Here is a 20,801-nt window from a genome sequence, read left to right as displayed (position 1 = left end):
ATTAAGTCTGTTTTTCGTGAGGAAGACAGAGAAGCTGAGTGGTACCGCGATGCCTTCGCCTCAGCCAGCCGTGCGCATTTAAGCGACGCTGGCGAGGTGAAGGCTTTTCTTTTGACTGGGCAAGTGAAAAAAGAGACAACCAACGTTTGGGAGGAGCAAGAGAGATATGTCTATAGTGAGAGTGGAAGAGATTGTGGTTGCCAACCACGGGTTAAAAGATGTTGTCGAGAAGACGCCGCTGCAAAAAAATAATGTCCTGTCTGAGCGCTATGGCTGCAACGTGTATTTGAAGCGGGAGGATTTGCAGGTCGTCCGTTCTTTTAAAATTCGCGGAGCCTATCATTTTATGCGGAGCTTGTCTTTGCAGGAGCGGGAGCGCGGCGTTGTATGCGCGAGTGCGGGCAACCACGCGCAAGGGGTAGCCTACTCTTGCCAGCATCTGCAAATCCTCGGCACGATTTTTATGCCGACGACAACGCCGCGGCAAAAAGTGTCCCAGGTCAAACGGTTCGGCGGCTCCTACGTGGAGGTTGTGCTGATCGGGGATACATTTGACGACTCGTTCGCAGAAGCGATGAAATATTGCATTCAGGAAGACCGGACGTTTGTCCATCCGTTTGACGATCCGCTGGTAGTGGCTGGACAAGGAACAGTGGGGCTGGAGATCATGAACGATTTGGAAGAGCCTGCGGATTTTGTGTTCATGAGCATCGGTGGCGGTGGTCTGGCTGCCGGGGTAGGCACATATGTAAAAGGAATCAGCCCGAATACGCAAATCATCGGAGTGGAGCCTGCGGGAGCGGCGTCGATGAAAGCGGCGTTGGAGCGAGATGACGTCGTGACGCTCGATGAAATCGACAAGTTCGTGGATGGAGCCGCAGTCAAGCAGGTGGGACAACTGACTATGAGCATTTGCCGCGATGTGTTGAATGATGTTGTGCTGGTGCCGGAGGGCAAAGTATGCACGACGATTTTGGAGTTGTATAACAGCAGTGCGATCGTGGTAGAGCCTGCCGGTGCCTTGTCGATTGCCGCCCTTGATTACTACCGGGACCAAATCAGGGGGAAAAATGTGGTCTGTATCATTAGCGGAGGAAACAACGACATCGACCGGATGCAGGAGATCAAAGAGCGTTCTTTGCTGCATGAGGGGCTGAAGCATTATTTCGTCATTAATTTCCCGCAGCGCGCCGGAGCTTTGCGCGAGTTCATGGAAAAGGTGCTCGGCCCGCACGATGACATCACGCGCTTTGAGTACACGAAGAAGAACAACAAGGATAACGCTCCGGCGCTCGTCGGGATTGAAATGAAGTGCCAGGAGGACTACCAGCCTCTGATCAGCCGGATGAAACAACACGGCATCCGCTATGTGGAGATTACCAACGATCCGTATTTGTTCAATCTGTTGATCTAAGGCGGTTGTGTTACAACAGAAGCTGAATTTGCAAAAATGTATGAATACAGCGAAAAATGAAGCAAGCGGGAGCATTTGCGCGAGAGATGAAGATAAAGCGTCATAATGTATTATAACAAACTTTTATAAAACAGGTGCTGTTGTAATACAATACAGATAACAACACACAGGGGGTTAAAAATTATGACGCCAATCACTTCTTTTTACCGAAATCTCGAAGCAAAATGCTGCGCTGCTTGCGGCCAAACCATCAACGAACAGGCTGAATCGTACGCAAACGAGTGCTTCACTTGCCAAGAAGAGGCATCCTTCGATGCTTACAAGCACTACCACCAAAAACGGTAAGCAGATGAATACAGGATAGAACAGGTATACCACGAGGCGGCAGCCAGGGAGGTATACCTTTTTCTTTTCAAGAAAGCTTTTTGTCTCGATTGTCATTAAATTCCTCTTAATCAAAAGCAAGTAAAGGACAGGCAGGACTGCTCAGGCAATGGTTTTTTCCTGCCTGCCAATCCCAACGTTTCGATAAAATTACATACAAAAAAACCGCTGCTCTCCTGGCAGCGGCGCTTTGCCGTTCAGTGCGATTTGGGCGAGGTGCTGGCGGCCTGTTCCTTGACGTAGTCGATCAGGCCCAGTTGAAAGCCCTCCTGTGTCAAAAGGCGCTGGGCTTCGTAAGTGCTGGCATAATAGGCTTGGACGTGCGGATCGTTCTCCAGCACACGGCGGCAAGCCTCGTCGCTGGCAAGCTCTCTGTACCAGTCGGCTGTTTTGATTTGGGCGACCAGCTCGTCATAGGCCGGCTCGGGCTTTTTCCAAGGGTTTAATCTGTGAAAGAGTTCACCGAAAATCGCAACGACGACTAAAATTCCAATGAGAAACATGTGGGTCACCTCTGACGTTGGTTCCTTTCCATGGTAACATTCCCGGGTTGCTTTTCGCTATGGCGAAGTCGTCTCTCGCTTGCAAAAGCGCAAGAAAGCAGGCATGCTAGATACGAAGAGCCGTTCGAGGATATATCAATCAAGCTAGGAAAAGGAAAGGAGGATGCTTCGTGTTTCATCCACTCATCTTTGACAACATCCGGGTGGTGCTGGAAGGAGCGGTGTACGACCGCGATTTTGACGGAGCGATCACCATTACCGGACGATCAGATGTCATGGATATGGCTACTTTCCAGCGGCTGTTCCAGATTGAGTTCAAGCTGGCCGAACAAGCGGCAGGCGAAAAAGCCGTGCGGGCGCAAATGCAGTTGCGCACGAGTCTCGGCGACATCGCCTCGGAACAGCTGGAACAGCCGCTCGTGGAGCATGTCGGCTGCACGATCTGCATTCATTTTCATTTGCAGCTGCCAAATCCGGACGACATTCCGAGCGAAGCGAACAAAATCACCACGTTGCTCAATGAAATCTGGGGTCAGCGCCCCTACATTACGCAAACACTGTCCGCCAAACTGCCGGAGCATCGGATCGAATGGCCGCCAACGGTAGTAACGAACCACATCACCCTGGATTTTCACCGCAAGATCGACGAAGGCAACATTGACGACCTGCGCGAGCTGATCGAGCACACGATTCAATCGCTTGCGGGTCTGCAACGACATGTCGATCAAACATAGGGGATTTACATTTTTCTTCGTGCGTATTATCATTTTGTTAACCTTATTATATTTTTAGTTAACATTGGAGGATACTACGCATGAGAAACGAACGTTTGAGATGGCTCCTGTTGTCCGCCATTTTTGCTGCTGTCACAGCGGTGCTGTCGCAGGTGACGATTCCTTTGCCGCTCATTCCGATCACGGCACAGACGCTGGCTGTCGGTTTGACGGCGACGATTCTGGGCAGCCGCTACGGCACACTTGCGCTTTTGATTTACGTACTGCTCGGAGCAGTCGGCCTGCCTGTCTTTACGGAAGCGAGCGGTGGCGTGCAAGTATTGGTCGGCAAGACTGGCGGATACATTTTCGGATTCATTGCGACTGCTTTTGTGACGGGCTGGTATTTGGAAAAGATGGGCTTCACTCTGAAAAGCGCCGTTATTGCCAACGTCATCGGCATGTTCGTGACACTCGCTTTTGGAACCGTCCAGCTCAAGTTCGTTCTGGATATCCCTTGGGACAAAGCGGTTGCGTTCGGCGCTACGCCGTTTTTGGTTGTAGGCGTGATCAAAGCTGTACTCGCCGCCGTGATCGGGATCAAGGTGAGGGAGCGGCTGATCGCTTTTCGTCTGCTGCGTACGGAGCAGCCTGTTGCACGCTAATAGCTATACCTGATTTGCCACCTGATTGCTTCGGGTGGCTTTTTTTCGCATAAACTCCTTTTCGTGCCGGATACTATCCATAACCTAGTCAAAGCACATGAGGGGGATTCAGATGGGTGTGACAATCACAGGACCAAGAGGTTTGCCGATTTCCGGGAACTTGCTCGCTTTTCGCAAAAACCCGCTCCAGTTCATCCGCGAAGCAGTCGCCGAGCATGGCGAGGTCGTTCATTTTCGCTTTGGTCCGAAGCGCCATGTTTACTTGCTGACCAATCCCGATCAGATCAAAGAAGTGCTCGTTACCAAGCAAGATCACTTCAAGAAGGGCAAAGGCTTGCAGATCGCCAAAGCCGTAGTGGGCGACGGGATTTTGACCAGCGAAGGCAAAAAGCATTTGCGGCAAAGGCGCCTGATGCAGCCGGCTTTTCATCGGGAGCGCATCGCCGGATACGGTCAGGTGATGGTGAGACATGCGGTCGAGCTGATGGACGATTGGAAGATGGGAGAAGTCCGCGACATTCACAACGACATGATGAAAGTAACGTTGGCGATCATTACGGAGACGATGTTTGGCAAAAGCATCAAGGAGGGCGCTGACAAAATTGGCCATGCTATCGACGTCGGACTGAAATATGTGGCGAATAAAGCCGCTTCCTTTATCGACATTCCGCTGTCGGTTCCGACAAGAAGCAATCGACAATTTTTGGAATCGAATGAGACGCTTGACGAAGCGATCTATTCTTTGATCGAATCAAGGCGAAAAAATCCGGAAGCTCAGCAAGACGATTTGTTGGGAATGCTGCTCGCTGCGAGGGACGAGGACGACGGTCAAGGAATGACGGACGAGCAAGTCAGAGACGAAGTCATGACGATTTTCGTGGCAGGTCACGAGACGACTGCCAACACGATGTCGTGGGTGTTTTATTTGCTCGCTACGCATCCGCACGTCGAGCAGAAGCTGCATGAAGAACTGGCAACCGTGCTGGAAGGCAGACTGCCTACAGTGGAGGATTTGCCCAAACTGACCTATACGAGCCTTATCGTTTCGGAAACATTGAGGCTGTATCCAGCCGCCTGGACGATCAATCGGGAAGTTGTCGAAGAAGTGAAGATCGGGGAACACACCTATCAGCCGGGGGAGACGCTGATGATGAGCCAGTTTGTCATGCACCGTCTGGAACGGTATTACGACAAGCCGGATGAGTTTATCCCGGAGCGGTTCGCCAGCGACTTGCTGAAACGCAACCCTGCGTATGCCTACTTTCCGTTTGGGGGCGGGCCAAGGGTTTGTATCGGAAACAACTTCGCCCTGATGGAAGCGGCATTGTTGCTTGCGACGATTGCGCAGCGATATCGCTTGCGGCTTGCGGAGCCTGGACAGGTAGTGGAGCCAGAGCCGCTGGTTACGCTGCGTCCGAAAAACGGACTGCCCATGCGCCTGGAAAAACGGGATTAGGGCAAAAAAAAAGAGGCATCTTTTCACTACGGTTTCGCCGTGATGTGTCAGATACCGAACTGGGGGTTATTTATCACTGAAAGCAACATGCTTACAAGAAATACTTTAACAGAGAAATATAAAGAATAAATTAACTGACAATAAATCTAAATAAACTATCCGTGGAAAAAGGGAATGGTGAAGGAGAAGCTGCTTCCTATTCCCTGTTCGCTGTTTACCGTGAGTTCTCCGCCATGGCGGCGCACGATGCTCTGGCAGATCGTCAGTCCGAGCCCTGTGCCGCCGTTGTTGCGGTTGCGGGATTTCTCCGCGCGGTAAAACTTGTTGAAGACTTTCGGCAAATCTTCGGCAGCAATTCCTTCCCCTTTGTCGATCACGGAGAACAGCACGTGACCTTCTCGCTGATCGCATGTAATCAAAATCGAGCCATTCGGTTTGTTGTAGTGAATCGCATTGTTGATCAAGTTTTCCATGACGCGGCGCAGCTTGGTTTCATCGGCCTCGATGTGCAGCTCATTGGAGACGCGCAGTTTCCAGTGAAAAGTCAATCCGGCTTCTTTCACCCGCGCCAGGTAGTCCTCGATAATTCCCTTCAAAAAGCCTTTTACGTGAATGCGGCTAATGTTGAGCCGCACCTCTGTGCTTTGCACGGTAAAGTCTTGCAGCTCGTCCAGCAGCTTTTCCAGATCGCTCGTCTTGACTTCGATCTTGCCCATTTGCTTCTGGATGCGCATCAAATCCGTGACGCGGCCAGAGCCGATATAGGAGGCGTACCCTTTGATCGTAGTCAGCGGCGTGCGGAAATCGTGGGCGATCGAAGCGATCATCTCCGATTGCCGTTCTTCGGAAAAACGCAGCTCATCGACCATGTCGCCAAAGTAGCGAAACAGCTGTCCGAACTCGTCATGGGAGCGATACGTAAACGTCACCAGCCGCTTGCCTTCGCGAATTTCCTGCGTGACACGGGCCAGTTCGCTAACCGGACGCAAAATCCAGCGGACGAACAGAGTGAGCAACAGCAAGCCGACCAGCACGAGGCTTCCGTAAATAAACCAGAGCATCATCGAGACTCCGGTTGTGCCCATAATGTCGTAATCGTCCGTGTAGAAATAGATGACAATCTCGCCTTCACGGGGAGGCTCTTGCTGAAAATGGTATTCTGCCACGACTTTCAGGTCGCTTTTCGTGGTGGAAGGGAGGGACAGCTTCAAGGAGTAGGCTTTTGACGGCCTGTGGTAAATCGTGTTGCCGCTCGCGTCCTTCACGACCATCCGGTACATGACGTCTTCTGGCAACTGCTTCTCCAGCTCCTGGCGCTCGATCGGGTCCTTGAAGTTGCTGGAGCGCAGCAGTTGGTTGACCCGGACCTTTTCTGCCGCATCCTTTTCTGCCTGGTACTGGTTGTGACGGTCGTTTTTCAACTGGTCGATGATGATGTCCTGAAAAACGAACTTGAACAGCAAGATGTTGAGCGTAATCAACGCGATAAAAGAAAGAAACAGTTTTTTGCGGAGGCTCATCTAAAGCTTCTCCCCGATGAATACGTAGCCCGTCCCCCACTGAGTTTTGATGAATTGCCGCTCTGTTTCCAGCTTCTCGCGCAAGTTTTTGATGTGTACCGTCACCGTATTGAGCGAGCCGTAGCCATAGCCCCAGACGCGGTCGTAAATTTGTTCCCGCGTGAAGACGATACCCGCATTTTCAGCGAGAAAAGTCAGCAGTTGAAACTCTTTCGTGGACAACTCGATCTTTTGGTTGTTGACGTAGACGGAATACGTTTCTTTATGGATTTCCAAATCCTTGAACTTCAAAACCGTGATCGGGGAACCGGAGGCGTCTTTTTCCGGCTGCTCCTCGGTATGCTTGCGGATGCGCTCGTAGCGGCGCAGATGGGCGCGTATGCGGGCGAGCAGTTCTTCCGTGTCAAACGGCTTCGTAATGTAATCATCGGCCCCGATTTCAAAACCGACTACTTTGTCTACGGCCTTGCTTTTGGCGCTGAGAAACAAAATAGGCAAGTCCCATTCGCGACGGATTTGCGAGCACAGCTCGTAGCCGCTCATGTTAGGCATCATGATATCGAGCAGAATGAGATTAGGCCGCTCTCCCTGGCTGAGCAGGGCAAGTGCATCCTCGCCATTTTCCGCAGAGGAGACCTGAAAGCCTTCGTTTTCCAAAATATCTTCAAGCAGTTCAATAATCTCCTGATTGTCGTCAACGATTAAAATGTGATCTTTCACCGGAATTACCCCCAGTTACTTCTATTAATAAGTGAACAAGTATCATGGCAAAAAAGAATCAGCCTTGTCTATCATAACATGCTTTCACAGAATAGGAACAAGTATCCCTTCATTCATGCTTATTTCCTTATAAGTAAGGGCACCTATTTAGACCTGGTACTAAATTTCGTCAGAAAAAGCCAGAGACGATTGTCCCTGGCTCTTATGTTTTTGCCGAACTACTTCTTTTTTGGTTGATTTTCCGGCAACGATGCAGCTTGCACCGCGTTTTCCTTTTTCGGAGTGTCCGCCTTTGCTTCCAGAACAGGCGAGCTGATGCGCTTGGCACCAACAAAACGCTTGCTCCAGTAGTACGGGTCGTTCAACTTGGTGTTGACGACTCCGCGGCCGGATTCCGAATGCACGAATGTGCCGTCCCCGATGTAGATGCCCACGTGAGAGATGCTTCGTCCGTTTGTATTAAAGAACACAAGATCTCCTGGTTGCAAGTCTTTCCGTGCAACTTCTGTACCGTACTCATATTGAGAGGCAGAATTGTGCGGCAGGTCTACACCTAACGCGTCAAATACGTAGCGTGTGAAACCGGAGCAGTCAAAGCCTTTTTTGGATGTGCCTGAAGATTTGTAAGGAACGCCGTACAGATCATCGACAACCTCTTCGAGTGTCGTGTTCTCCGCCGCATGTGCAGCGCCCGCTCCCATAGCAAGCAATCCAGCCATAAATAAAGATAGTACCACCTTGCGCAAAAGAAACTGCTCCTTTCGTGAGCCTACGAAGTTAGCTGAAGGGTTCGGTCGAAAGGACGCCCTAAGTTGCCTAACGCAACTATTCACCCCAAAAAACTGGTTCCCCCGTTTCCGACATGCGGAATTCGGCTATTTTTCGATGTTTTTTTACACGCACTCTACGAAGATTCGCTGCTTGTCCGATTTTTCCTTTTTTTTGACTGCTTGTTCATATTTTTGTCACAAAATCCTGTCTAAAGGTGTAACGTTTTGTTTCGACATTGCAAGAGCGGTTGGAATGGGGCGAAAACAGGCTCGTCCGATTATGGCAGGAAGTGCTCTCCGTCCAAGGACGGAGGGAAAAACCAACCGCACGCCCGTTATGGAAAGCCTATCCGGGGGGCTACAATAAGGGCATAAGTTAGCAAGCACCACATGCACAAGAGAATAGGAGGTAAGCGAGCAATGAGTGAACGGTCTGGAAAGGTTTTGCTCGGGCTGGTTCTCTTGCTAATCGGCGGGTTGGTTCTGCTGGATCAAATCGGAATCGACTTCGGTGACCTGATCGGGATTTTGATTCCCGGGGTCATCATGCTGTACGGCGCTCGAAAGATTATGGGACAATCCGGTTCGCGTTTCTGGGGAATCGTGATCTTCCTCTTCGGGTTCCTGATGCTGATTGGCAAGCTCCATCTGCTGTTCCACGGCTTACTGGCCATTGGTGTGATTTATCTGGGGTATCGCTTACTGCGCCCCAGTCATGTCCCCAAAGAAGCGCCACCTGCCTGGGAGCGTCAGTGGGCCCAAAAAGTATTGAAAGAAGACGCGCTGGACGCCTGGGAAAAAGATGTGACCCGTCGCCAGCCATAGAGTTGCTCAAGTCGCGAGAGCTTTTGGATGAAATAACACGATGTGATATGATGAGGAGGAAATAAACATGAGTATTTTTAAACGTTTGCGTGACCTGACAGTAGCTTCGGTGAATGACGCTTTGGATTCCATGGAAGATCCGGTAGTGATGCTGAATCAATACATGCGAGATATGGAAGTGGAAATCGGACAAGTCGAAGTGGCTGTCGCCCGTCAGGTAGCACTGGAAAAGAAATTCCGCCAACAACTGGATGAAGCGAACACACTGATCGACAAACGCGATCGTCAAGTGAAGCTCGCTCTGACAGAAGGGGAAGATGAACTTGCTCGCCGTGCACTTGCAGACAAAAAGCAATACGAGGCGCGTGCAGCAGAGTATGAGACACTGTACTTGGCAGCATCCGAGGCAGCTACGCAAATGCGCGAGAAGCTGGCTGAGCTGAAGGAAGAGTTCTATAAAATGCGTGCGAAAAAATTCACGCTGATGGCTCGGGCACAGGTAGCTCGTACACAAAAGCAAGTGAATCATGCCGTAGTGGGAATCGGAAATCAGTCCGCAGGCCGCGGCTTTGCTCGCATGGAGGAAAAAGTGCTGCGCATGGAAGCCGAAGCGCAAATGAGCGGTCAATGGCGCCAGACAAACCTCGCTTGGGAGAACGCGCTTTCTGAGTTGGAAAAAGACGATCTGGATACAGAACTGGCAAACATCAAGGCATCGCTTCAACAGAAAAAACCAGTGTCCGCCCAGCCGGAACAATCTTGATTGGACAGGAACTGGGGGATTGGTTGTAGAATAGAGTGTGTCAATCAGGCAGCCTGTATAGCAGGCTGCTTTTCCCCTAGGAGGTACGATTCTTGGCAGACTTCATGGTCTTTTTGCGAAGGTTCATCGCTGAGCCTGGGCGTGTCGGCAGCGTGATCCCGAGTTCGCGGTTTTTATGTGAGCGAATGTTGAGCAGCGTCAATTGGGCTTCAACGGATGTTATTCTGGAGCTGGGACCTGGCACAGGAGCTTTTACCCAAACCATTTATCAAAATATCAATCCGGATACCGACTATGTGCTTGTGGAGCGTGACAGCCAGTTTCGATCCATCCTTCAATCACGCTTTCCTGATCTTCCTGTCAGGGAGGAAGCGACGAGACTCGGACAATATTTGCAGGAGATGGAGCTTGGCAAGGCAGATGTCATCATTTCCGGCCTGCCGTTTGCCAATTTCCCACAAGAGTTGCGAGCAGCCATTCTGGATGAAGTACAAAACGTATTAAAACCAGGCGGCCTGTTCATTACATTCCAATATTCGCTACAACTCCAGGCTGAGCTGCAGGCGCGTTTTCCTTGGGTAGAGACAGACTTCACCTTGCTGAATATCCCACCTGCATTCATTTATACGTGTCGAAACAGACAAAGTGAAAAAGATCGGCATGGGGCGTAAGAGAGGAGACTTTTGTGAAACTGTCCCGCTTGCACACAATGTTGGCTGGCGTCCTGATCATTTTGACAGGCATCGGCCTTTTATTAGACAGTTTGCATATCATTTCGTTCGGTCTGTTTGATCTGTGGCCGATGGTGCTCGTCTACTTCGGCGTTCGCCTCTGGGGTCAGAACAAACGGATTGGCGGCGGCATTCTGTTCAGTTTGGGAATCATTATTGCTCTGGACATGTGGTTCGGTATCGGTGTGGATGACTTGTTCCAACTGGCAGTTCCCATCCTGTTGATTTATTTTGGCTTCCGATTGATTCGCGGCAAAACGAGAGGGGGCGGGAACCGGGCTTCCTTTCCCCCGTTTCCGGAACAACGGGAAGAGCCTTCTGGTCCGGCTATGACTAGCGAGGATCAGCCTGTTCATACACACAACGGCATTCGGCATGACGCTGCACAATGGCTGGACAGCTTGAGCAAGTGGAAGCCTTCCCGCAGCAAGCTGCTTGAGAAGGAAGAGGAAACTGGGCGTGAACGAATTTTGCCCAAAGATTCTCGCAGTTCGTTGATTGGCGATTATCATCTGACTTCCGGGCGTTTTGAGTTGAGCACCTTGCATGTATGGCACGGGATCGGGGATGTGGTGATTGATCTGTCCCGCGCGGTTTTGATGCAGGACGAGGCCGCTCTTATTGTGGAAGGATGGGTAGGGGATGTCACCGTTTATGTCCCTGTCGATCTTCCGGTTTCTGTGAACGCCGAGCTGAGTCTGGGCGACCTGGAAGTATTGAGCCACCGCCAGGGAGGGATCAACCGGAGTGTGATGATTCGTTCCGAGCAATACGAGGAGGCGGCTCAAAAAGTGAATTTGCATATCTCGCTGCTTGTCGGCGATATAAAAGTCAAGTACATCTAGGAGGTACTGGCGGATGCGTCGACAGCGATTAGCGAGTATTCAGTGGCAATATGTGCGCTACGGCGTCCTGCTCGCCGCAAGTGCAGTTACGGTTTCGTTTGTTTGCTTTTTTTGGCTCTATTTTTCCTGGAAAGACATGCCGGAGGTTCATCGCGCATACAGCAGGCTGATCAGTGACCCGAGAGTCGTCTTGTGGATGCAGGATTACTTGGGCTTGGCCTTGCCCACACAGCCTGACGGGTTGGTCCAGCTGGTCGCTTTTGTCATATCGCTTCCTGTCGGTGTGCTGGTTGCCCTGATTATTTCCTATATCTTCGGGAATTTGTTGAAAAAACGGCTTGGCGTGCTGTGGGAAGCAGCCATGAAGCTGGGACGGGGAATGCTGTCCTACCGTGTGCCCGATCTGGGCGTCGACGAGGTCGGCGAACTGGGGTGGCAGTTGAACCGCCTGGCTTCGCAGTGGGAGGAGCAGGTCGCGTCTTTGCAGCGACTTTCCAACCATAACGCTGCTTTGGCGGAGCAAGTCAAACAGGCAGCCGTGACAGAGGAGCGCCAGCGTTTGGCAAGGGAACTGCATGATGCAGTCAGTCAGCAGTTGTTTGCCATCGCGATGACGACAGCGGCGATGAAGCGGCTGGTGGAGAAAAATCCGCAACGGGCAGCCCAGCAAATCGAGCTGGTCGAGGAGATGGCAGCAGCGGCTCAGGCTGAGATGAGGGCGTTACTGTTGCATCTGCGCCCGGCCACGCTGCAAAACAAATCGCTGAAAGAAGCGATGATGGAACTTTTAGAAGAGCTGACTCGTAAAAATACAATGGAACTGACGTGGGAGATTGAAGACGTCGAAGGGCTGCCAAGCGGCATCGAAGACCACTTGTTTCGCATTTTGCAAGAGTCTTTGTCCAATACGCTGCGACACGCCAAGGCCAGCCTGATCGCGGTCAAGCTGTTCACTTTGCAGGAGCAGGTGCGATTGCGGGTGACAGATGATGGTGTCGGCTTTGACCCGGATGGGGAAAAGATGACGTCATACGGACTGCGCAGTATGCAGGAGCGAGTGGCAGAAGTAGGCGGCTCGATGGAGATTTATTCAGCGGTCGGCAAGGGAACGCAAATAGAGGTGCGGATTCCCCTGATGCTACAGCCGGAACGGGAAGGGTGAAAATGCTGTGATTCGCGTATTACTGGTAGATGATCATGAGATGGTACGGATGGGACTGGCGGCTTACCTGTCAACAGAGGATGATATCGAGGTTGTGGCAGAAGCGGGCAGTGGTGAAGAAGGTGTGCGGATGGCTGTCGAGCTGCGGCCGGATGTTGTCCTCATGGATTTGGTCATGGAAGGCATTGGTGGCGTGGAAGCGACCAGACGCATTCGCGAAGCATGTCCGGCCAGCAAGGTCATCGTTCTCACCAGCTTCATTGATGACGAGAAGGTATATCCGGTTATTGAAGCGGGGGCTTTCAGCTACTTGCTGAAAACTTCGCGGGCGGCGGAGATCGCGAAGGCCATCCGTTCGGCAGCGGCCGGAGAACCTGTACTGGAGTCGCGAGTGGCAGGGAAAATCATGGCCCGTTTCCGGCACGGCCAGGAATCGCATCCGCACGAACAGTTGACACCGCGTGAGCTGGAAGTGCTGAAGCTGATCGGTCAGGGCAAGTCGAATCAGGAAATCGCCGATGAGCTGATTATCGGCATCAAAACGGTCAAAACGCACGTCAGCAACATTCTTGCCAAGTTGAATGTAGAGGACCGGACGCAGGCGGCGATTTACGTTCATACGCACGATCTCGGTTGATTTTGCCGTAAAAAAGCTCCTCATGATGAGGGGCTTTTTTGAGTTTTTTTTGCCGTTATGGTAAAGATAGTAAGTAACAGATTGGGAAAGGAGGGAACGCGCTATGAGGCATAAACCTCAGACACGCTCCAAGGTGCTTTCGGCCGACAACGGCGTGGATATCATCGGAGACGTTCACGGCTGTTACGACGAGTTTATGGAGCTGATCCAGCGGCTCGGGTACGAGCAAAGCAAAGACGGTGCCTACCGACATCCAAAGGGCCGAAAGCTCCTTTCCCTCGGAGATATAACAAGCCGCGGACCGCATTCGATCAGGATGTTGCAATTTTTCCACCTCCACGTCACGGCTGGGCTGGCAGAGATGGTAGACAGCAATCACGGCTGGAAGATCGCCCGCTGGCTGGATGGCAGGCCGGTTACCTTGGCGCACGGCGACGAAAAAGTGGAAGAGGAGCTGAAGCTTTATCAGCATGAATTTGGGCCGAAAAAAGCTTCTTTGCTGCGGGAGCAAAGTCGGCGGCTGCTTTTTTCCTCGCCGTCGCACATGATGATCCGCCGTCATGACAAGCTGGCTGCTGTAGCTGTTCACGCCGGGATCAGGGATGACTATATTGGCATGGAATCTCCTGCGGTGCATACGTTTTGCCGATACGGCGATGTGGCCGGGACTGGGCCTGATGGCCGCCCTATTCGCAGAGAGTGGGCAAAAGAACGCAGAGTCTCAAGTCCGACGATCGTCTGGGGACACGATCCGCACCCGGAACCGAAACGCAAAAACGGCACAATCAATATCGACCAGGGCTGCGTTTTCGGCGGAATGCTGACCGCCTATCGCTTCCCGGAGGACGATGTCTTGAGTGTGCCGGCGAGAAAAAATTATTCAGGTCTGTCGGATACGCCGCTGACGCGTTATACGGCAGATTGAGAATCGTTTTTCTTGTTTTTGCTGTTGCTTACTTGCTCGATCGTGTTTTTGGCGGAAGAGTGAATGCCTACACTGGCCAAGCCCGCTGTTACGCCTTCCATTAGCGCTGTTTTCCAGTCAAATCCGGGATAGTACAGCCATTGATTGGCCATGTACAGCCCGACAATCAAGACAACGGCTACCCAACTGCGCAGCTTTTTCGGGATGCGAAGCACATCGGACAAGGTAGCGGTTCCGGCCAGGGCAAAGGCGATGATTAAACCGAGATCGAAGCCCACGGGGCACTACCTCCAAATCTTATTTTTTCAATTGCTCATACAGGCGCTTCAATATGATGGCCTCGGCCCAAAGCGGCAAAGGCTTGTCAGCTTGATTGCGCCAGTCTTCGTTGGTCAACAAGCCTTGGTCAAACATCCAGTCGATCCCTTCCTGTTTCCAGTCGGGCACTGTTCCTCCACCTCCATCTCCGGGATTGGGGGAAGCGGTAGGCGCAGGCGTCGGGGTGGGAGTAGGCGCAGGTGTGGGCGTCGGTGTCGGTGTTGGCGCGGGAGTAGGTGTAGGAGCTACTGGAGGGCGGTAGGGCAGTTTGGCATATTCGCAAAAAGCGCGGACAACCCCCTCGGCGAGTTTTTTCCAGTCCTTGGCGAGCGTATCTGCGTCCAGTGGATTGTCTGCAAAGCCGTACTCAATAATGACCGTCTCCACGCTTCCTGTTTCCCTGTGCATGTAGTAGTAGTCGCGGTTCGGGTTGTTGGGGAGCGTACGGGTGAAAATCCGGCGGTTCGGCATTCCCTCTGCTTCAAGCTCTTCCTGGATCATGCGGGGAAATACGGCTGACCCATAAATCGAGTAAATGACTTCAGAGCCTCTGCCGCCCCCTGCATTGATATGGTTGGAGATGCAGTAACGGGCGCCGCTGTTTCGCACCAGGGCAGTCCGTGCATCGCTTGAAAGCGTAGTATCGCTGGTCCGCGTTATCGCGACTGGAATGTTCAGTTCCTTGAAGCGGTTGAACTGGTACAAGGAAATTTGCAAGGTCATATTCTTTTCAAGAAACTGCGCATTGTTTCCGCCGCCAGGATCGACTCCCCCGTGCCCGGCGTCCACAATCAGGATAGGAGCCATTTATGCATCACCTCTTGTTCTTAGAATATGCTTGGAAAGGCCGACATGGCTTGGGGCAGTCTCATCATTTTCGCGCGTTGCAATGTACAGAAAGCCCATCTATGGTACAATGAAAGAGTTCTTAATTACGTATAGAGGATGGTAATGTATTGATGGCTTGGTACAACTGGGTAATCCCGATCGTTACATTGTTACTCGGCCTCGTGGGCGGTTTTGCCGGAGGCACTTATTATTTGAAAAAACAGATGTCCAACATGCAGATGGACGACAAACAGCTGCAAGCCATGGCCCGTTCTATGGGAATGAATCTCAACCAAAAACAGCTGAAGCAAATGAGCCGCACGATGAAAAATATGAAAATGCCAAATAAATTCGGGAAGTAGTGCGAAGGGGGTGTCGTTATGGGACCGACCCGTCTACGCTACACGATGATCGGTTTTATTGTGGGTGTATTGATCGTGTATTTGAAAGATCTGCCTATGGGGGAAGGGACCCGATTCGCAGCCCCTTTTTATGGAGCGGGCATAGGTCTTCTCATCGACGGCATCATATTGCGCATGAAGCAACGAAAAGGAAAAGACGAGTAGGGGGAGCTTGGCTTTGGCCAGGCTTTTTATTTTGGCGCTTCGTAAAAAAGACCAGTCGGATCACCTGTGCGATCATCCGGCTGGTCGTCTTTGTTGTTAGGGGGTAAAAATCAGCTCGTAAATCATTTTCGTAATCAAGGTGATCGAGACGATCAAAAACAGCGGGCGGACGTAGCGAACGCCGGTTTTGATGGCGACTTTCGCACCGATGCTGGCACCGAGCAGCATCGCAATCCCCATGACCAGACCTGTCAGGAAAATGACCTTGCCTTCTACTAGGAAAACAAACAGCGCGGAGAGGTTGCTGGCCAAATTCAAGATCCGGCCGTTGCCTGCTGCAATTACGAAGTCATAACCGAACAGAAGCACCATCAAAAACACGAAAAAAGAACCCGTTCCCGGGCCGAAGAAGCCGTCGTAGAAACCGATCAAAAAAGTAAAAGGAATGCCTAGCCCAAGCGTAAACTTGGTCATCCCTTTGTAGTTGGAGTCTTGACCGAACCGTTTATTGAACAAGGTGTAGACGAAAATCAGCGCCATCATGACGATGACCAATACTTTCAACATTTCTTGGGGAACGAACAGCACCGTCTTGGCTCCGAAAAAGGCACCGACGAGCGAGACGGGGAAGAGAATGAGCATCAGCTTCTTGTCGTATTTTCCCGAGCGGATAAAAGTGAATGAGCTGGTTGCCGAGGAAATCGTGCCGGCGAGCTTGTTCGTGCCGAGCGCGAGATAGGGAGGCATGCCCAGACCGAGCAGAGCGGGCAAGGAAATCAATCCGCCGCCGCCAACTGTACTGTCGATGAAGGCTGCGACGAATCCGAAGAAAGCGAGAAACACTACCGTTAATAAGTCCAGTTCCATTCATGATCACCTGATTTTCTAAGTATGTATGCAATAAAACAAGTCTAGCACTCTCTTTTTTGAATGCAAGCTGGAAATCTCTGAAAATGGCTGATAGATTAATATACTTTGCATACTGATTTGTTGTAAAAGTGGTTGTCTTGTAGTATAATAAGCTCGTAGCTTGAACCATACATATTTTTGAGGAGGAATGTTATAATGGCACATCAACTTCCAGCATTGCCTTATGCACATGACGCACTGGAGCCTCATATCGACGCGCAAACCATGGAAATCCACCACGGACGCCACCATGCTACTTACGTTAACAACCTGAATGCAGCTTTGGAAGCTCATGCAGACTTGCAAGAAAAAAGCGTGGAAGAGCTGATCAGCAACCTGGACGCTCTGCCTGAATCCATCCGCACAGCTGTACGCAACAATGGCGGTGGACATGCTAACCACACTCTTTTCTGGGAAATCCTGAGCCCGAACGGCGGCGGCGCACCAACTGGTGAACTGGCTGACGCAATCAACGCGGCTTTCGGCAGCTTCGACAACTTCAAAGCTGAATTTGCAAAAGCAGCAACTACTCGCTTCGGTTCCGGCTGGGCTTGGCTGACTGCTGAAGGCGGCAAAGTAGCGATCTCTTCCACTCCTAACCAAGACAGCCCGATCATGGAAGGCAAAACACCTATCCTCGGCCTGGACGTATGGGAGCATGCTTACTACCTGCGCTACCAAAACAAACGCCCTGACTACATCGGCGCGTTCTGGAACGTAGTGAACTGGGATGAAGTAAGCAAGCGTTTTGCTGCTGCGAAGTAAGCTTGTTTTTTGCAATGATAAAAGCTTGTTGCTCGATTGTGGGCGGCAAGCTTTTTATTTTGGGTTCCGTCTCCGCCTCGGTAGGAGTCCCAAAGCCCTTTCGCTTGTTTCTCCTGTTTCCTCGGCCGACGGTACGCTTTGGTCGGATATTGTTTTTTGGAGGTTGCTCAAGGGGGGGAAATCCAGGGCAGAAATTGAACAAGTTTTTCGTGAACAAATTGCATGAAGCACCGTCTTGAAGAAGACTCTTACTCATGTCTCTGTACTTTTTTGAAATCCCCGATCACCACCACCTAAAGTATCGATGATGCAGACTACAAAATGTCAGCCCAAGCAAGCTTTTTGGCATTGGCATTTTTCCTTGAAGCTCCCGATGACCACAACCAGCCGCTGACGAGGAAAGAGACGAAATCCGCGAAAGCTCTTTGGGATACCGACCGAGGTTCCGAGGAAAAAGCGAAACACGGTTTTAAGCGTCAACGTGAATCTGCATCTGTGAGCGAGCTGCTTTTGACGCGGTTTCGCTTTTTCCCCGGAGCCGTGCAGTCTAAGCCTACAGGGGGTATCCCAAGAAGCTACAGCGATTCGTCTCTTTCCTCGCCACGCCTCAAGTACCGATGACGTAATCTACAAAGCATTACCCCAAGCAAGCCTTTTTGCATGGGCATTTTTCCTTGAAACTCGCGCCGACCACAACCATCCGCTGACGAGGAAAGAGACGAAATGCGCGAAAGCTCTTTGGGATACCGACCGAGGTTCCGAGGAAAAAGCGAAACACGATTTTAAGCGTCAACGTGCGTCCGCTTCCCTGAGTCCGCTGCTTTTGACGCGGTTTCGCTTTTTCCCCGGAGCCGTGCAGTCCAAGCCCCCAGCGGGTATCCCAAGAAGCTACAGCGATTCGTCTCTTTCCTCGCCACACCTGAAGTACCGATGACGCAGACTACAAAGCATCACTCCGAGCAAGCTTTTATCATTCGCCGGAAAAGTGTAAGCTGTCCATAACACGAGCCAATTCAAGCCATCTGCCCCGAACGGCTGCAGAATCGCAGAATCAAGGAAACAAGAAAACTTATTTTCCGCAAAGGATAGCCATGAGAACAAATATCAGTTATAATACTTACTAAAAGTAACCTTATTTAAAAACTATAGAGGAGAGTGTTTCTCATGATGCCATCTTTTTTCGTTGCACATGGCGCTCCGCTGCTTGCTATCGAAAACAATTCCTATACACAAGCCATGCATCAGATTTCCAGCCTGCTTCCGCGCCGTCCGCGCGCTATCGTCATGTTCTCTGCGCACTGGGAAGCATTTGACCAGATGGTCGGCACGATGGAGACATTCCCGACCATCCACGATTTCGGCGGGTTTCCGCAAGAACTGTACGAAATTCAATATCCGGCAAAAGGCGACCAACAGATTGCCGATGAGACGGTTCAATTGCTGCGTGATGCAGGCGTGCCTGTCACGGTAAATACGACACGAGGCCTGGATCATGGGCATTGGGTAGTTTTGCGCCATATTTTCCCGGACGCGGATATCCCGGTAGTTGCCCTGTCCGTCAATCCGAATCTGACTGTTGCGCAGCAATACATGATCGGCAAAGCGCTCAGCCCGCTGCGGGAAAAAGACGTCCTGATTATTGGCTCGGGTGGAACCGTTCATAACTTTTCATACATCGACATGCGTGAAGCGCAAGGACGCGCTTTCGAGTGGGCCTTGGAGTTTGAAGAATGGCTGCATCAGTCCTTGAGCGGATGGAAAGTGGACGATTTGGCCCGCTATCGCGAGCTTGCGCCGCACGCGGAAAAAGCGGTTCCTGCCTATGGCAGCGAACATTTTGTGCCGCTCCTTTACGTGATGGGAGCAGCAGATGACGAGCGCACCGCCAAGCGACTGCACATGAGTTTTCGTTACGGCAGCCTGAGCCATACGATTTGGCAGTTTGGTGAAGCCAAATAATGAGCGTGGGGATCGCAGAAGTTTATCTCCAATACAAAGGATTACTGTTTACCCTCGCCTACCAGATGACAGGCTCTGTCGCGGAGGCCGAGGACATTGTCCAGGAAACGTTTGTTGCGCTTGCGGGCGTTGACATCAACGATATTCAACACGTCAAAAGCTATTTGTGCAAAGCCGTGACAAACCGTTGCCTGGACACGTTGAAATCAGCGCGCTGGAAACGCGAACAGTACGTAGGAGAATGGCTGCCCGAACCGCTGTTTGACGACGGCGGCGAGAATGACCCGTTGCGAACCGTGATCGCGCAGGAGCACGTATCCTACAGCTTGCTTGTCTTGCTCGATCGGCTGTCTCCGGCGGAGCGGGCCGTCTACGTGCTGCGCGCAGCCCTCGACTTTGAGTACCGAACGATCGCTGACCTGCTGGAAAAAACAGAGGCGAGCTGCCGCAAGCTGTACAGCCGCGCACAGCAAAGGCTGAAAGAGCCAGGCCTGCAAGTCACAGCAGTACCCGCCCCAGCCAAAAAGCTGATTGAACAGCTGATGCATGCGATTTCCAAAGCAGACGCGAGTGCATTGGTACAGCTTTTGACGCAGGATGCCATGCTTGTCAGCGACGGGGGCGGAAAAGCCAGGGCTGCGCTGCGCCCGATTTTCACCAATCGCCGCGTGGCCTCGTTCTGGAAAGGTGTCTGGCCGCGCTGGGCGGATCATTCGCACATGGAGATTCGCTCCATCAACGGCCAGGATGGCATCGTCGTCATTTCCGAAGGCCAAGTGAAAATGACGCTTCAAATCAGCCTGAATCAAGCGGAAGACCGGATCGAACGACTGTTCATGGTCGTCAACCCGGACAAATTGGCGCATTTGCAAAAGTAATTTTTCCAATCGGTCACAAAACCGGAAAGCCACTCGTCTTTGAGGTTGAAAGATCACATTCGAGTGGAGAGGAAAGATGAACATGCAAACAAGATTCAACTATCGCCAGGCAAACCCGCAAGCGTACCAAGCCATGCTGCAACTGGAAAAATTCGTGAACGAAAGCGGCCTCGACAAAAAGCTGATCGAGCTGATCAAAATTCGTGCGTCGCAAATAAACGGATGCGCCTTTTGCATGGATATGCATACGCAAGACGCGCGCAAACTCGGCGAGACAGAGCAACGCATTTATTTGCTCAGCGTTTGGCGCGAGTCCGCTGTTTATACGGATGCCGAGCGTGCGGCTCTCGCCTTGACCGAGGCAGTGACGCTGATTACGAAAGACGGCGTTCCCGACGCCCTTTACCAGCAAGTAAGAGAGCATTTTGACGAGAATCAGTACACGTCGCTGATCATGGCGATCAACACGATCAACAGCTGGAACCGCATCGCCATCTCGACAGGCATGTTTGCCCCGTACAACCGCTAAATACGTTGCGGACAGA

25 protein-coding genes and 1 riboswitch are annotated in these 20,801 nt (G+C 51.6%); of the genes, 18 read left to right on the top strand and 7 right to left on the bottom strand.

Going from position 1 to position 20,801, the window contains the following annotated elements; genetic code table 11:
* Positions 1-166 precede the first annotated feature (166 nt).
* Complete coding sequence (gene ilvA, locus M2298_RS21395) at positions 167-1,414, top strand: threonine ammonia-lyase IlvA (RefSeq protein ID WP_280649069.1); 1,248 nt, start codon at positions 167-169, stop codon at positions 1,412-1,414.
* 183 nt (positions 1,415-1,597) lie between these two features.
* Entirely contained in the window at positions 1,598-1,759 is a 162-nt protein-coding gene (gene yhfH / locus M2298_RS21390; RefSeq protein ID WP_083955695.1) for a protein YhfH, read from the top strand.
* Between the two features lie 236 nt (positions 1,760-1,995).
* Here the strand turns inward: yhfH and M2298_RS21385 are convergent, their stop codons facing one another.
* Positions 1,996-2,301 carry a hypothetical protein gene (locus M2298_RS21385; RefSeq protein WP_280649068.1) on the bottom strand — a complete coding sequence of 102 codons (306 nt, stop codon included), beginning with the start codon at positions 2,299-2,301 and terminating at the stop codon, positions 1,996-1,998.
* Between the two features lie 170 nt (positions 2,302-2,471).
* Here M2298_RS21385 and M2298_RS21380 point away from each other — a divergent pair, with 170 nt between their 5' ends.
* The 3 genes from M2298_RS21380 to M2298_RS21370 all read left to right on the top strand — a co-directional run bounded on the left by M2298_RS21380 (position 2,472) and on the right by M2298_RS21370 (position 5,135).
* Positions 2,472-3,035 (top strand): hypothetical protein, encoded by a 564-nt coding sequence (locus M2298_RS21380; protein ID WP_173597085.1) that lies wholly within the window; start codon positions 2,472-2,474, stop codon positions 3,033-3,035.
* A gap of 80 nt (positions 3,036-3,115) precedes the next feature.
* Positions 3,116-3,679: a biotin transporter BioY gene (locus M2298_RS21375; RefSeq protein WP_242772554.1), complete on the top strand. Its 564-nt coding sequence runs from the start codon at positions 3,116-3,118 to the stop codon at positions 3,677-3,679.
* A 112-nt stretch (positions 3,680-3,791) separates the two neighbouring features.
* Positions 3,792-5,135, top strand: coding sequence for a cytochrome P450 (locus tag M2298_RS21370; RefSeq protein WP_122966165.1), 1,344 nt, complete (start codon positions 3,792-3,794; stop codon positions 5,133-5,135).
* Between the two features lie 155 nt (positions 5,136-5,290).
* Here M2298_RS21370 and M2298_RS21365 read toward each other — a convergent pair whose 3' ends face one another.
* The 3 genes from M2298_RS21365 to M2298_RS21355 form a co-directional block, all read right to left on the bottom strand.
* Positions 5,291-6,655, bottom strand: a complete 1,365-nt coding sequence (locus M2298_RS21365) for a sensor histidine kinase (protein WP_122966164.1) — start codon at positions 6,653-6,655, stop codon at positions 5,291-5,293.
* Positions 6,656-7,375: a response regulator transcription factor gene (locus M2298_RS21360; protein WP_173597083.1), complete on the bottom strand. Its 720-nt coding sequence runs from the start codon at positions 7,373-7,375 to the stop codon at positions 6,656-6,658.
* A 218-nt stretch (positions 7,376-7,593) separates the two neighbouring features.
* Positions 7,594-8,121 carry a C40 family peptidase gene (locus M2298_RS21355; protein WP_122966162.1) on the bottom strand — a complete coding sequence of 176 codons (528 nt, stop codon included), beginning with the start codon at positions 8,119-8,121 and terminating at the stop codon, positions 7,594-7,596.
* Between the two features lie 4 nt (positions 8,122-8,125).
* A riboswitch (cyclic di-AMP (ydaO/yuaA leader) is annotated at positions 8,126-8,262 on the bottom strand.
* Positions 8,263-8,565: 303 nt separating this feature from the next.
* On the opposite strand from M2298_RS21355, the gene M2298_RS21350 reads away from it, so the two are divergent.
* The 7 genes from M2298_RS21350 to prpE all read left to right on the top strand — a co-directional run bounded on the left by M2298_RS21350 (position 8,566) and on the right by prpE (position 14,033).
* Complete coding sequence (locus tag M2298_RS21350) at positions 8,566-8,970, top strand: LiaF transmembrane domain-containing protein (RefSeq protein WP_173597082.1); 405 nt, start codon at positions 8,566-8,568, stop codon at positions 8,968-8,970.
* A gap of 67 nt (positions 8,971-9,037) precedes the next feature.
* Entirely contained in the window at positions 9,038-9,733 is a 696-nt protein-coding gene (locus M2298_RS21345) for a PspA/IM30 family protein (protein WP_063228773.1), read from the top strand.
* A gap of 92 nt (positions 9,734-9,825) precedes the next feature.
* Positions 9,826-10,404 (top strand): class I SAM-dependent methyltransferase, encoded by a 579-nt coding sequence (locus tag M2298_RS21340; RefSeq protein ID WP_173597081.1) that lies wholly within the window; start codon positions 9,826-9,828, stop codon positions 10,402-10,404.
* Between the two features lie 14 nt (positions 10,405-10,418).
* The gene (gene liaF / locus M2298_RS21335) at positions 10,419-11,309 is read left to right on the top strand and encodes a cell wall-active antibiotics response protein LiaF (RefSeq protein ID WP_122966159.1); all 891 of its coding nucleotides are present in this window, start codon (positions 10,419-10,421) and stop codon (positions 11,307-11,309) included.
* A 13-nt stretch (positions 11,310-11,322) separates the two neighbouring features.
* Positions 11,323-12,471: a HAMP domain-containing sensor histidine kinase gene (locus M2298_RS21330; RefSeq protein ID WP_122966158.1), complete on the top strand. Its 1,149-nt coding sequence runs from the start codon at positions 11,323-11,325 to the stop codon at positions 12,469-12,471.
* A 7-nt stretch (positions 12,472-12,478) separates the two neighbouring features.
* Positions 12,479-13,108, top strand: a complete 630-nt coding sequence (locus M2298_RS21325) for a response regulator (RefSeq protein WP_063228769.1) — start codon at positions 12,479-12,481, stop codon at positions 13,106-13,108.
* A gap of 103 nt (positions 13,109-13,211) precedes the next feature.
* Positions 13,212-14,033 (top strand): bis(5'-nucleosyl)-tetraphosphatase PrpE, encoded by an 822-nt coding sequence (prpE, locus tag M2298_RS21320; RefSeq protein WP_122966157.1) that lies wholly within the window; start codon positions 13,212-13,214, stop codon positions 14,031-14,033.
* On the opposite strand, the gene M2298_RS21315 is transcribed toward prpE, so the two are convergent.
* Together M2298_RS21315 and M2298_RS21310 are read right to left on the bottom strand one after the other, a co-directional pair.
* Positions 14,018-14,311, bottom strand: a complete 294-nt coding sequence (locus tag M2298_RS21315; RefSeq protein ID WP_122966156.1) for a hypothetical protein — start codon at positions 14,309-14,311, stop codon at positions 14,018-14,020. The genes prpE and M2298_RS21315 overlap by 16 nt on opposite strands.
* 19 nt (positions 14,312-14,330) lie before the next feature.
* Positions 14,331-15,158, bottom strand: a complete 828-nt coding sequence (locus M2298_RS21310) for an N-acetylmuramoyl-L-alanine amidase family protein (protein WP_280649066.1) — start codon at positions 15,156-15,158, stop codon at positions 14,331-14,333.
* Positions 15,159-15,310: 152 nt separating this feature from the next.
* Between M2298_RS21310 and M2298_RS21305 the strand changes: the two genes are divergently transcribed.
* Together M2298_RS21305 and M2298_RS21300 are read left to right on the top strand one after the other, a co-directional pair.
* Positions 15,311-15,541 (top strand): YneF family protein, encoded by a 231-nt coding sequence (locus M2298_RS21305; protein WP_063228765.1) that lies wholly within the window; start codon positions 15,311-15,313, stop codon positions 15,539-15,541.
* A gap of 18 nt (positions 15,542-15,559) precedes the next feature.
* The gene (locus M2298_RS21300; protein ID WP_122966154.1) at positions 15,560-15,745 is read left to right on the top strand and encodes a hypothetical protein; all 186 of its coding nucleotides are present in this window, start codon (positions 15,560-15,562) and stop codon (positions 15,743-15,745) included.
* A 96-nt stretch (positions 15,746-15,841) separates the two neighbouring features.
* Here M2298_RS21300 and M2298_RS21295 read toward each other — a convergent pair whose 3' ends face one another.
* On the bottom strand, positions 15,842-16,612 hold the full coding sequence (locus tag M2298_RS21295) for a TSUP family transporter (protein ID WP_122966153.1): 771 nt from the start codon (positions 16,610-16,612) through the stop codon (positions 15,842-15,844).
* Between the two features lie 198 nt (positions 16,613-16,810).
* Here M2298_RS21295 and M2298_RS21290 point away from each other — a divergent pair, with 198 nt between their 5' ends.
* The 4 genes from M2298_RS21290 (at position 16,811) to M2298_RS21275 (ending at position 20,785) form a co-directional block, all read left to right on the top strand.
* Entirely contained in the window at positions 16,811-17,419 is a 609-nt protein-coding gene (locus tag M2298_RS21290) for a superoxide dismutase (RefSeq protein WP_063228762.1), read from the top strand.
* Positions 17,420-18,583: 1,164 nt separating this feature from the next.
* The gene (locus M2298_RS21285; RefSeq protein WP_280649065.1) at positions 18,584-19,378 is read left to right on the top strand and encodes a dioxygenase family protein; all 795 of its coding nucleotides are present in this window, start codon (positions 18,584-18,586) and stop codon (positions 19,376-19,378) included.
* Positions 19,378-20,256, top strand: coding sequence for an RNA polymerase sigma-70 factor (locus M2298_RS21280; protein WP_280649064.1), 879 nt, complete (start codon positions 19,378-19,380; stop codon positions 20,254-20,256). Before M2298_RS21285 ends, M2298_RS21280 begins: the two co-directional genes overlap by 1 nt.
* 82 nt (positions 20,257-20,338) lie before the next feature.
* Positions 20,339-20,785: a carboxymuconolactone decarboxylase family protein gene (locus M2298_RS21275; RefSeq protein WP_274875355.1), complete on the top strand. Its 447-nt coding sequence runs from the start codon at positions 20,339-20,341 to the stop codon at positions 20,783-20,785.
* Positions 20,786-20,801: the final 16 nt, after the last annotated feature.

The organism is Brevibacillus sp. 1238 (assembly GCF_029892995.1).
GTDB classification, from domain to species: Bacteria; Bacillota; Bacilli; order Brevibacillales; family Brevibacillaceae; genus Brevibacillus; species Brevibacillus parabrevis.
The sequence above is the reverse complement of the archived record's forward strand: the minus strand, read 5'-3'. Positions and strand labels throughout refer to the sequence as shown.